Consider the following 11,419-nt stretch of genomic DNA (forward strand, 5'->3'; position numbering starts at 1 on the left):
ATGCCTATGGGTGGCACGGCTGACTACGAATCATGTGAAGGTCGTGTGTCTTTCATAGCCGCCGGATAGAACCGGCCCTGCCCTGACACGCGGATCCGAACGTTGTCACCTTCGGCGATGCGCAGGGGAGCGGGGACACGGGACACAAGTTCGGTGTCGCCCGCGCGCAACGTCACCGTCGCGTCGTGGCCGTGGAAGCTGGTGCGCAGGACCTTGGCGGTGATTCCCTCGCCGTCGAGGTTCGGGCTCACCTGTTCCGGCCGCAGCAGGACGGTACCCGACCCGGTCGCCTCGGCGGTCAGGTCGATCACGCCCAGCGCGGACGTGGCCGAGCCGCCCGAGGCGACCGCGGGCAGCAGGACCGCCTCGCCGACGAAGGTGGCCACTCCCAGGTCCACGGGACGCGAGTACACGTCCTCCGGTGACCCCGCCTGCACCACGCCCCCGTCGCGCATCACCGCGACGACGTCGGCCATCGACAGGGCCTCGTCCTGGTCGTGGGTGACCAGCAGGGCGGTCGTCCCGGCCGCCCGCAGGACCCGGCGGACGTCGGCGCGCAGGTCGGCCCGCAGTCCCGCGTCCAAGGCGGAGAAGGGCTCGTCGAGCAGGACGAGGTCCGGGGCGGGAGCCAGGGCGCGGGCCAGGGCGACCCGCTGTTGCTGGCCGCCGGAGAGCTCGGCCGGTTTGCGCTTCTCGAAGCCCGCCAACCCGATCAGCTGGAGCATCTCCGCCACCCGCTCGGCCCGGCCCGGCCGCGGCAGGCCGTAGCCGACGTTCGCGCCGACGGTCAGGTGCGGGAACAGCGCGCCCTCCTGGGGCACCACCGTGGCCCGTCGGCGCTCGGGGGCCAGCGACGTCACGACCCGGCCGCCCAGCCGCACCTCACCCGCAGCCGGCCGCAGGAACCCCGCCACCACCCGCAGCAGCGTCGTCTTGCCACAGCCGGACGGGCCCAGGACCGCCGCGAGCGAACCGGAGGGCACCGTGAGGTCGACACCGCGCAGGACCCGCGTGGCGCCGTAGCCCGCGGTCAGACCGGTGATCGTCAGCTCGGTCAAGACTGTGCTCCTCGGGTAGCCGAATCCAGCACGGCGTCCTCCGGGCGACCCGAGCGGAACACCGACACCTCCAACAGGATCGCCGGCACCGCCGACACCGCGACCAGCAGCGCCGCGTACGGCGCGGCCTCGGCGAACGCGGACACCCCGGTCTTCGTCCACAGCGCCGTGGCGAGCGTGTCCGCGCCGGTCGGACGCAGCAGCAGGGTCGCGGGCAACTCCTTGGCGCAGGTGATGAACACCAGCGCCGCGCCCGCCGCGACACCCGGCGCGGCCAGCGGCAGCGTCACCGTGCCGAACACCCGTGCCCGGCCCCGGCCCAGCGACCGCGCCACATCCTCGACGCCGACCGGCGCCGACGCGACCGCGGTGCGCACCGAGCTGATCGCGATCGGCAGGAACAGCGCCGCGTAGCCCAGGACGAGCAGCGGGGTCTGCTGGTACCAGGGCTGCGCGAACCGCACCCCGAAGAAGACCAGCGCGAGCGCCACCGTGATCCCCGGCAGCGCGTGCCCCGCGTAGGCGGCCAACTCGACCGCCCGCACCGGCCGCGACGAGTGCCGCGCGGCGAGGAAACCCACCGGCACCGCGAGCACGATCGTGGCCAGCGCGCCGAAAGCGGCGAACTGCACGGTCGTCGCCGTGGTCGACACCAACGCGGTCACATCGATGCTCGTGCGCCCGACCCCGAGCCACTTGACCAGCGCCCCGAACGGCGCGCCCAGCGACACCACCACGATGGCGCCCAGTCCCAGCAGCACGGGCACGCTCGCCGCGCGCAGCCGAACGGGTTCGGCCTGCCGGGCCACGCCGGGGCCGAGCCGGGCGGACGTCGTGCCGCGCATCCGCGCCTCGGCCAGGGCGAGCAGGATCGCTAGAACGACCAGCACCACGCCGATCACCGCGGCGGGCGTGCGGTCGAAGCTGCCCGCGTACGCCGTCTGGATGCCCAGGGTGAAGGTCTCATAGCGCAGCAGCGACACCGCGCCGAAGTCGTGCAGGACGTAGAGCGCGACGAGCAGCCCGCCCGCCACCGCCGACGGCCAGATCCGGGGCAGCGTCACCTTGCGGAAGGTCCGCCACGGCCCGTGCCCGAGCGAGCGCGACACCTCTTCGAGTGCCGGGTCGGCCGAGCGCAGCGCCGCCGCGACCGGCAGCAGCACCAGCGGCACGTTCGTGGTCGTCAGCGCCAGCCAGGCGCCCGGGAAGCCGACGACGTCCATCGACAGCCAGGCGAACCCGGCCACATAAGACGGAACGGCCAGCGGGAGTACCAACAGGACTGTCCACAGACGACGCAAGGGGAGCGCGGTCCGGGTGACCGCCCAGGCCGCCGCGGTCCCCAGGGCGACCGCGCTGACCGCGACGGCGACGAGCAGGGTCACCGTGTTCACCGTCAGCTCGGCGGTGCGCGAGCGGACGGCGATGGACCAGAAGACGTCCCAGCCCTGGTCGGTGGCCCGCAGGACCAGGTAGACCAGCGGCAGGACCGCGACGACGACAGCGGGCAGCGCCGCGAGCAACCAGCCGGTCGCCCGCGGCCGCGCCGCCGACCGCTGTGTCACTGTGAACTCGCGACGATGGTCGGGAGTTCACAGTGGGAAGGAACCGGGAGCGGGAGGTCCGCCGAGGCCGGAGCGCGTCGTGGCTTGCCGGGCCTCAATGATGTCTCCGGGTTTTGTCGGTGGTGGTCGTTAGATTGATCGGCATGTCCCGGTTTCGTCTTCAGTCGACACCCGCTCAGGAGCGGGTGTTGTTGGAGCATTGTGGGCATGCCCGGTTCGTGTGGAATCTCGCCGTGGCGCAACACGCGCACTGGCAGCCGGGTCGTAAGGCCGCGCCGGGGTACACCGAGCAATGCCGTCAGTTGACCGAGGCGCGGGCGGCGAACTCGTGGCTGGCTGCCGGATCGGTGATCGTGCAGCAGCAGGCGTTGAAGGATCACGCCCAGGCGAACGCGAACTTCTTCCGCCGGACCCACCGACGCCCGACCTGGCGGCGACGCGGCCAACGCGAGGGTTTCCGGATCGTGGCGGTCGAACCGGGCGATGTGCGCCGGGTGTCCCGCAAGGTCGGTCAGGTGCGGGTGCCCAAGGTGGGGTGGGTGCGGTTCCGCTGGTCGCGTGCGGTTTCGGAGGGTGTGAAGTCGTACCGGGTTACCCGTGACCGGGCGGGGCGTTGGCATGTGGCGTTCCCGGTCGTGCCCGAGCCCATCGCCGCACCGCGCACGGATGCGGTGGTGGGTGTGGATCGCGGTGTCGTGGTGTCGGCGGCGTTGTCGACCGGGGAACTGTTGTCCGTGCCCGCTCTGCGCGACAGTGAGAAGGCGCGGCTGCTGCGGCTGCAGCGAAAGCTCGCCCGAGCCCAGCGTGGCTCCATCCGGCGCGGCAAGGTCAAGACCGCGATCGCGAAGCTCAAGGCCCGTGAAACCGACCGGCGCAAGGATTGGGTGGAGAAGACCAGCACTCGCCTGGCCCGGGAGTTCGACGTGGTCGCGGTCGAGGATCTCAAGATCACCAACATGACCCGATCGGCGAAAGGTACGCGGAACACCCCCGGGCGGGGTGTGCGGCAGAAGGCTGGCCTGAACCGGGGAATCCTGGCCAACGGGTGGGGCCGGCTCGTGACCCGCCTGGAGCACAAGGCCCCAGGCCGGGTGGTGAAGGTCGACCCGCGTTATACGAGTCAGCGTTGTTCGGCGTGCGGGGTCGTGGATCGGGGGGCGCGCGAGAGCCAAGCCGTCCTCCGGTGCCGGTCCTGCGGTTTCGCTTGCAACGCGGATGTGAACGCGGCCTTGAATATTCGATTCGCGGCAGGGCATGCCGTGACTGCACGGGGAGGCCCGCCGTTGGGCAGGCCCGCGAACCGTGAACCTCAACACGCCGACCACCTCCTCGTGCGGTAGTCGCTCTTGGAATCCCCGGCGTTCAGGCGGGGAGGATGTCAATTAGAGGAGCCCGACCTGGCGCAGCAGTTCCGCGGTCTTGGGCAGCGACTGCAGGTCGGCCAGCTTCAGGTCCGGCGGCTGCAGCTCGCTCAGCGGCACCAGCTTGTGCTCGGTCGAGGTGATGCCCGCGCGCACCGGGTACTCGGCGGTCTTGTCGGCGAAGTACTTCTGCGACTCGGGGGACATCAGGAACTCGGCGAACTTGTTGGCCAGCTCCTGGTTCTTGCTCGACTTGAGCACCCCCACACCCGCGGAGTTGATCAGCGCGCCCGGGTCGTTGCCCTTGATGAAGTGCAGCTTGGCGCTCATCTTGTCCACGCCGATCTGGTGGGCCTTCTCGTACCAGTAGTAGTGGTTCGTCAGGCCCAGGGCGAGCTTGCCGTCGTCGGCGGCGTCGCGGATCTTGATGTTGTTGTCGTACTTCTGCGGGTCGTTGGCCTTGAAGCCCTCGAGCCACTTCTTGGCGCCGTCCTCGCCGCGCAGCACGCGGATCGAGGTCACGAAGGCCTGCCAGGAGGCGTTGGAGGGCGCGAAGCCGATCTTGCCCTTCCACTTCGGGTCGAGCAGGTCGTCGATGCCCTTGGGCAGGTCGGCCTCGGCCACCTGCTTGGGGTCGTAGATCACCACGCGGGTCCGCAGCGACGTCGAGACCCAGGTGCCGTCGGCCCCGCGCCACTGCTCGGGGCTGGCGTCCAGCACGGGCTGCGGGAGCTTGTTCAGCCTGCCCGCGCTCGCCAGCGCGCCGAGCGCGCCCGCGTCCTGGGAGAAGAACACGTCGGCGGGGGAGCGCTCGCCCTCCTCGGCGAGCTGGCCCGCGAGCGCGGCGGTGTCGCCGTAGCGGACCTCCAACTTCGCGCCGATGGCCTTCTCCGCCTTGTCCAGCAGTGGTTTGACCAGGTTCTCGTTGCGCCCGGAGTAGACCGTCAGGACGGGACCGTCGCTGCCCGGCTCGGCGCCGCAGCCCGCGAGGGTCGCGCCGAGAAGGGTGGCCAGGATCGTCGCCGCCAACCGGGTGGATCGGAGTCCCATAGCTGCTCCCGTACCGAGTGAGGTGATGGTGAGGCGAGGCTAACCTTCCGCCGCTTCTTTTACCGCATCGGGTGATGGGTGCCGCACACCACATTTAGTTGTGCACAACTGAATTGCTCGCTACGTTTGTGTCATCGAACTTCACGAGGAGGCAACTGTGCAGGCTCTCTACGAAGCCAAGGCGACCGCGACCGGGTCCGGCCGAGGCGGCCGCGTGCTCTCGTCCGACGGTGCCCTGACCGCCGACCTGGCTGTCCCGACGAGCCTCGGCGGACCGGGTGGGGGCACCAACCCGGAGCAGCTCTTCGCCGCGGGCTACGCCGCCTGCTTCCACAGCGCGCTGCAGCTCGTCGCCCGCAAGGCGAAGGTGCGGGTGCAGGACTCGCAGGTCAGCGCGGTGGTGGGCCTGGGTGCCGTCGAGGGCGGCTACGGCCTGTCGGTCACCCTGGAGATCTCTGTCCCCGAGGTCGAGCGGTCCACGGTGGACGAACTGGTCGCCGCCGCACACCAGGTGTGCCCGTACTCCAACGCGACGCGTGGCAACATCGACGTCGACCTGGTTGTCGTCTAGGGAGCCTGATGGCGGAACGTGACCCACTGGCGTTGGAGCAGCAGCTCTGCTTCGCCCTCTACACCGCGTCGCGCGCGCTCACCGCGCGCTACCGGCCGCTGCTCGATGACTTGGGGCTCACGTACCCGCAGTACCTGGTCATGCTGGCCCTGTTCGACCGCGGGCCGCTGACCGTGAAGGACTTGGGGCAGGCGCTGCAGCTCGACTCCGGCACCCTCTCACCGCTGCTGAAGCGAATGGAAGCCGCCGAGCTGCTGCGCCGCACCCGGAACGCCGCCGACGAACGCAGCGTGGTCGTCGAACTGACGGACGCGGGGGAGGCGCTGCGTCCGCGCGTGCGGGAGATCCCGCGGACGGTATTCCGGGAACTCGACACTCCGCTTTCGGACCTGATCGACCTGCACTCGCGGTTGACGACGTTCCTCGGCAAGCTGGACTAGGACCGAGTAAGCGCACGGGCCCGCCCCTTCACGGCTCGGTGGCTGATGAACCCGCCACCCCGCCGCCCATCGGCCGTGAATCCCGCTACCCCGCAAACGTCAGGGGCGTGGTCCCAAGGGCGGTGAACTTGCTACCCGGCAAATGTCGGGGGCCTGGTTCCAGGGCGGGTGAGCTCGCTACCCGGCAAATGTCGGGGCTCGGTCACAACGGCGGTGAACCCGGCGAACCACCCAAACAGGCACCCGCCCAATCACGCCGGCGAACCACCCAGAGCCGCATCAGGCGAACTAGCGCAGGCCCCGGCGAATCCGCTCGATGCGAGCCTGCTCAACCGCCGGATCGCTCATGCCACGCCGCACCCGCCGAAGCAGGCGATTCTCCACGTGGTCGGCCAAGGCCTGGTCCGGCCACTTCTTCCACAGCGTCGAGACGCCTTTCGGCTGCGTCGCCTGCAGACGGCTCTCAGCTGCCTCGGCCGCCGCCTCGACCGCAGGCCCCAGAGCCGTCCCCAAGACCTGGCTTTCCCGCCGCCGATCAGCCCGGTTCGGCTGCCGTTTGCGCCGGCGGATGCCCTTGCGCGAAGCCTTGTTGTTCGCCCCATATGCGTCGCGGCGGTCCTTGGCGTAACTCAACGCCTTCTTCTCCTGCGGAGACTTCGCCATGATCACCTCGGCTCGGAACGGCGGCGGCCAGATTAGCCGCAGGCCTGCTGGGCTGGAAGCGATTTGCGCCCCTCAGCCCTCCGCCCGCTCCTTGGCGTCGTAGGCGAGGTCGCTGTAGTCGGGAGCGGGTTCGGTCTCGTTCAGTGCGACGAGTTCCTCCAGCTTCACCCGCTCCGGCAGCGAGCCGAACCTGGCGTATCGCAGGAAGGCGAATTCCTCGTCGGTGAACTTCTCGGCCATGGGGTCTCCCTCGGGTCCTCTCCAGTGTGCCCGCGTTCGGCCCGAATGCGCACGAAGCCCGCAGGGGGCAGGCTGGTCAGCGGAGATTGTCGGTGGGCGGGGCTAGCTTGGCGGCCTCGACTTTCTGGAGGACAACCATGAGCCATCTCAGTGCGAACCAGCCGCTCGGCACCCCGACCTGGATCGACCTCGGTATCCCCGACCTCGACCGGGCGATGGCGTTCTACCACGCGTTGTTCGGGTGGGAGTTCGACATCGGTCCCGCCGAGACCGGGCACTACACCACCTGTCTGCTCGACGGTAAGCGCGCCGCCGCGATCATGCCCAATCCGGATCCCGCCGCCACCGACTTCTGGTGGAACGTCTACCTCGCCACCGACGACTGCGACGCCACCGTCGAGCGGGTGCGTGCGGCCGGTGGCACGGTGCTCAGCGAGCCGATGGACGTCATGGAGCAGGGGCGGATGGCGATCATCAAGGACCCGGTGGGCGCCCAGTTCGGCCTGTGGCAGGGCAACAAGCACATCGGCGCCGAGGTGGTGAACGAGCCGAATTCCTTGCTGCGCAACGATTTGGTGACCCCGGACGCGGCATTGGCCCGGCCGTTCTACGCCGCCGTCTTCGACTTCACCCTCGACGCCAACCCCGACCTGCCCGACCTCGACTTCACCTTCCTGCGCAGGCCGGACGGCCATGAGATCGGTGGCATCGTGGGCGACCCGACCGCGACCAAGTCGAGTTGGGGCACGCTGTTCCAGGTCGACGACTGCCACGCCGCCGTCGAGCGGGTCGTCGCCGCCGGGGGAACGGCCGAGGCCGTGCAGGAGATGGTGTACGGCAACACCGCCGCCATCACCGACCCGTTCGGCGTTACCTTCGACATCGGATCGCCTCCGTCTGCGTAATTCGGTGTGGGCTGCTAAAACCGACTCCGCCCGCTATTCGAAATGAGGCACGTTCAGTAGCGAGATTTCGCAATGACCGATCAAGCGTTGTCTTAAGTCACTGCCTTCGCCAGTCTCAGGTTCCGAGCCCCATTCGGATACCTGAGCGCAACGGAGTGTCAACGTGCACGTCTCAGTCAAACGCGGACTCGCTGCGACGTCAGTGGTCGCCGCTGTCCTCGCGGTGGTCACCGTGGCGTCGTCGCCCGCTGTCGCCGCCGATTTCTATACCCCGCCGTCGCCATTGCCCGCGGGGCAAAATGGTGACGTCATCAAATCCCAGGCGTCCACTTATAACGGCGCGACGGCGACCCGGGTCATGTATTTGTCGCGGGACGCCAAGAACAAGGCGATCGCGGTGACGGGGACGGTTCTGGTCCCGACCAAGCCCTGGTCGGGACCAGGCCCGCGCCCGATCGTCGCCTATTCGCCGTTCACCTCCGGCATGGCCGATCACTGCGCCCCGTCGAAGACCCTGGCCGGTGAGGGCGGTGGTGACATCGCGTCGCAGACACACAGCCTGTTCATCAATCCGTTGCTGGAGCGGGGAATCGCGGTCGCCCAGACCGACTACCAAGGCCTCGGCACCCCCGGTGAGCACACCTACGTCGTGCGCGCGTCGGAAGCACACACGGTCCTCGACGTGATCCGGGCCGCGCAGCGGCTGCCCGGCACGGGCCTGGCACCCAACGGGCCGGTCGGCATCACCGGCTACTCCCAAGGTGGCGGCGGGTCGGCCGCCGCGGTCGAACTGGCCCCCGAGTACGCCCCGGAACTCGACGTGAAGGGCGCCTACGTCGGCGCGCCACCGGCGGACAAGGCGGTACTCGCCAAGAGCCTCGACGGCGCGTACGCGTTCGGGTTCCTCGGCTTCGCCCTGGTCGGCATCAACACCGCCTACCCCGAGACCCGGCTGGTCGCCCTGGCCAACGAAGCGGGCGCGGACCTGTTCGTGCAGGCCACGCAGGTGTGCACGATGGACGCGATCTTCAAGTTCGCGTTCAAGCAGTCGAGCAGCCTGACCAAGGACGGCAAACCCGTCTCCGCGTACCTGACCCAGGAACCATTCACCACCGTCATCAAGGACATGCGGATCGGCCTTCGCAAGCCCACCGCGCCCACGTTGGTCGAGCACGCCCCGCTCGACGACATCGTCCCCTACGGCCAGGGCAAGCAACTCGCCAAGGACTGGTGCGGCCTCGGCGCCAACGTCCAGTTCCGCGACCTCCTCGCCCTGCCCCTGCTTCCGCACGTGTTCGCCGCCCAACCCGCCGCCGGCAACTCCGCGGCATGGCTCGGAGACCGGTTCGCGGGCAAGACCGCGACACCGAACTGCGGAAAGTTCTAACTCCCACCGGGTAAAGGGAACGGCCCGCGAGTCCCGACGCTCGCGGGCCGTTCCCGCCGTCTCCCCTTCGCCCGATCGGGCGATCCGGTTGATCTATGGGCGAACGAGGTCGGCCGTGGCCACGACGTGGGACGCCCCGCCCTCGGAGTACTCCCACCGCAGCCCGTCGCCGTCGGGCCGCAGCGTGATCGAGCCGTCGACGACGCAGCGCGTCGTGCCCTGCTCCACGATGTGCTCGGTGACGACCAGGGTCGACGGGTCGGACCGGGAGAACCGCAGCACGCCCCGGCACCCTAGGCCGGGGTAGCGGGTCTCGCCGACGACGTCGCCGTCGGGCTCGGTGATGGTCATCTCGACGTGATAGGTCTTTTCGGACGTGGGCTGCACGACCGGCGCGGGCGACCGCCAACTGCCCCGGAACACCTCGGGCGCGGCCTTGTCCGGCCGGGCGCAGCCCTCGCCGCCGAGGGTCGATGTGTCGCGGCCGGGGTAGGGGCCGTGCGGGCCGTCCGAGCCGGGGGCGCCCGCCTGGTACCCCCAGCGGCCGCGGTAGCCCCACCAGGGTTCGTCCACAACCGAGCGGGGCCGCCCGGCCCAGCGGGTTCCCTTCGTGGCGACGTCGTTGATTTTGTCCGCGACAAACGCGTCGTAGGTCCCCATCCAGGGGTAGGACCCGTGGGAGCCGGACGCGGAATAGACGACCGGCCGGTCGCCGTCGACCTCGAGCTCGCCCCACCACGCGAAGCACTCGGGTTCGTTGTGCTTCCAGAACGTCACGCCCACCGGCTCGGGCCGCCCGTCGCGGAACTGCACGGCGACCCGCTCCCAGTCCCCTTCGTGGTCGTTGACGAAGTCGTTGTACGGGTAGAACAGCCAGTAGACGATCGCCGTGCGGTTCCCGTCGACGACGGCCTGCCAGTACAGCGGAGCGGTCCCCGGGTCCCCGGCGCGGGAGGAGTCGTCGAAGTCGAGGTAGAACCCGCGCCCGTCGCCTGCCGCCGTGTGCTTGTCGGACTGCAACCCGCCCACCACGGCGGAGCAGCTGGCCGCTGAGTACGCCTCTTCGCGGCCACCCAGCCGGGGCAGCTCGACCCGGTCGGCGATCTGGGTGTTGCTGGGCACCCCGTCGCACAGGTCATGCAGCCACAGAGAGGCCCCCTCGGCGGCGCGGGAGGCGTCTCCGGGGCCGTTCTTGTCGCCTTTGGCCAGCCAGACGACAGGGGCGTAGCGCTCCGCCAGGACCCGCAGGGCCGTCCCGGGCTCTGGCTCTCCCGCGTGCTCGGGCAGGACGTTGTCGTCGCAGGACAGCAGAGCGGACATCAGTGTCACGGCCATCAGGATCATGACCACCGGGTTCCTCATAGTTCCGGAACGTTACCCACCGGGGACGGTTCAGCCGGTCGAGTCGGTCGAAGTCCGGCGCGACGGCTTCATGAGGCTCTATTGTTCGCCACCTCAGTCCGGACGAAAGGGGAGATTGTTGAGGTCCGCGAAGTTGGTTGTGGGTGTGGTGTCGGCCGCGCTGCTCACGGCGTGTTCCAGCGACGGGGGTGGTCCCCAGGGGGACAACACACCGGGGAGCACCGATGAGGCGCCGGTGAGCGCGCCCTCGGCCAAGCCGCCCGCGTTCGAGGACTTCCCAGGTGAAGGTGTCGTGTTCACCGAGGCGGGTATGAAAGTCGGCGTGAAGACCAAGGCGATCGACGCCACCTGGAAGCCGGAGGTGCTGGACACCCCGGCGAAGCCGGGTCACCACTACCTGGTGGTGTGGGTCGCGGTCACCCCGGCACTGGCGGACCGAGGGGCCGACAAGGTCAGCATCAACCGGGAGTTCTACGTCCGCCACAAGGCGACCTCGGGCCCGTGCGGCGCGGAGTCCCCCATCTCCGGCTACTGCTACTTCTGGGGATGGCCGGGCAGCGAACTCGATGCCCTGGAAAACGACAAATGGCGTGAGCACCGGTGGGAATCGGGTGAGTACGCCCGCAACGACATCAAGCGCGGCGAGACCCTCATCGGCCAGGTCGGCTTCGAGGTCGCCGACACCGTTGAGCTCGGTGAACTCGAGCTGTGCGTGCCGACCAGGGAAGCGCTCTCCGACAAGTCGGAGTTTCCCTGCACCCCGGTAAAGGCCCCGGACGGTTCACGCTGAGGTTCCCCGGTCGGACGTTTGCGTAGG

General features: G+C 69.5%; 12 protein-coding genes. 6 read left to right on the plus strand and 6 right to left on the minus strand.

The genetic code is table 11. From position 1 onward, the window contains the following. Positions 1 to 23 precede the first annotated feature (23 nt). Together C8E96_RS20500 and C8E96_RS20505 are read right to left on the minus strand one after the other, a co-directional pair. Positions 24 to 1,058, minus strand: a complete 1,035-nt coding sequence (locus C8E96_RS20500) for an ABC transporter ATP-binding protein (protein ID WP_091374865.1) — start codon at positions 1,056 to 1,058, stop codon at positions 24 to 26. Beyond that, positions 1,055 to 2,623, minus strand: a complete 1,569-nt coding sequence (locus tag C8E96_RS20505; protein ID WP_228769883.1) for an ABC transporter permease — start codon at positions 2,621 to 2,623, stop codon at positions 1,055 to 1,057. Before C8E96_RS20505 ends, C8E96_RS20500 begins: the two co-directional genes overlap by 4 nt. 143 nt (positions 2,624 to 2,766) lie before the next feature. Here C8E96_RS20505 and C8E96_RS20510 point away from each other — a divergent pair, with 143 nt between their 5' ends. Next, positions 2,767 to 3,963: an RNA-guided endonuclease InsQ/TnpB family protein gene (locus tag C8E96_RS20510; RefSeq protein WP_091375600.1), complete on the plus strand. Its 1,197-nt coding sequence runs from the start codon at positions 2,767 to 2,769 to the stop codon at positions 3,961 to 3,963. Between the two features lie 42 nt (positions 3,964 to 4,005). Here C8E96_RS20510 and C8E96_RS20515 read toward each other — a convergent pair whose 3' ends face one another. Beyond that, positions 4,006 to 5,034 (minus strand): extracellular solute-binding protein, encoded by a 1,029-nt coding sequence (locus C8E96_RS20515; RefSeq protein ID WP_133794618.1) that lies wholly within the window; start codon positions 5,032 to 5,034, stop codon positions 4,006 to 4,008. Positions 5,035 to 5,191: 157 nt separating this feature from the next. Between C8E96_RS20515 and C8E96_RS20520 the strand changes: the two genes are divergently transcribed. Together C8E96_RS20520 and C8E96_RS20525 are read left to right on the plus strand one after the other, a co-directional pair. Then, on the plus strand, positions 5,192 to 5,605 hold the full coding sequence (locus C8E96_RS20520; RefSeq protein ID WP_091374868.1) for an organic hydroperoxide resistance protein: 414 nt from the start codon (positions 5,192 to 5,194) through the stop codon (positions 5,603 to 5,605). Between the two features lie 8 nt (positions 5,606 to 5,613). After that, positions 5,614 to 6,045: a MarR family winged helix-turn-helix transcriptional regulator gene (locus C8E96_RS20525; RefSeq protein WP_091374871.1), complete on the plus strand. Its 432-nt coding sequence runs from the start codon at positions 5,614 to 5,616 to the stop codon at positions 6,043 to 6,045. A gap of 288 nt (positions 6,046 to 6,333) precedes the next feature. On the opposite strand, the gene C8E96_RS20530 is transcribed toward C8E96_RS20525, so the two are convergent. Further along, complete coding sequence (locus tag C8E96_RS20530; RefSeq protein ID WP_091574674.1) at positions 6,334 to 6,714, minus strand: hypothetical protein; 381 nt, start codon at positions 6,712 to 6,714, stop codon at positions 6,334 to 6,336. A gap of 66 nt (positions 6,715 to 6,780) precedes the next feature. Next, positions 6,781 to 6,948, minus strand: coding sequence for a hypothetical protein (locus tag C8E96_RS33430; RefSeq protein WP_166658061.1), 168 nt, complete (start codon positions 6,946 to 6,948; stop codon positions 6,781 to 6,783). A 137-nt stretch (positions 6,949 to 7,085) separates the two neighbouring features. Between C8E96_RS33430 and C8E96_RS20535 the strand changes: the two genes are divergently transcribed. Together C8E96_RS20535 and C8E96_RS20540 are read left to right on the plus strand one after the other, a co-directional pair. After that, complete coding sequence (locus C8E96_RS20535; RefSeq protein WP_091374877.1) at positions 7,086 to 7,853, plus strand: VOC family protein; 768 nt, start codon at positions 7,086 to 7,088, stop codon at positions 7,851 to 7,853. A gap of 163 nt (positions 7,854 to 8,016) precedes the next feature. Beyond that, positions 8,017 to 9,240 (plus strand): lipase family protein, encoded by a 1,224-nt coding sequence (locus C8E96_RS20540; RefSeq protein ID WP_228769884.1) that lies wholly within the window; start codon positions 8,017 to 8,019, stop codon positions 9,238 to 9,240. Between the two features lie 93 nt (positions 9,241 to 9,333). On the opposite strand, the gene C8E96_RS20545 is transcribed toward C8E96_RS20540, so the two are convergent. Next, positions 9,334 to 10,602 (minus strand): hypothetical protein, encoded by a 1,269-nt coding sequence (locus tag C8E96_RS20545; protein WP_091374883.1) that lies wholly within the window; start codon positions 10,600 to 10,602, stop codon positions 9,334 to 9,336. Between the two features lie 235 nt (positions 10,603 to 10,837). Between C8E96_RS20545 and C8E96_RS20550 the strand changes: the two genes are divergently transcribed. Next, entirely contained in the window at positions 10,838 to 11,392 is a 555-nt protein-coding gene (locus C8E96_RS20550; RefSeq protein ID WP_133794620.1) for a hypothetical protein, read from the plus strand. The last annotated feature ends 27 nt before the right edge of the window (positions 11,393 to 11,419 follow it).

The organism is Actinokineospora alba, from assembly GCF_004362515.1.
Classification (GTDB): domain Bacteria; phylum Actinomycetota; class Actinomycetes; order Mycobacteriales; family Pseudonocardiaceae; genus Actinokineospora; species Actinokineospora alba.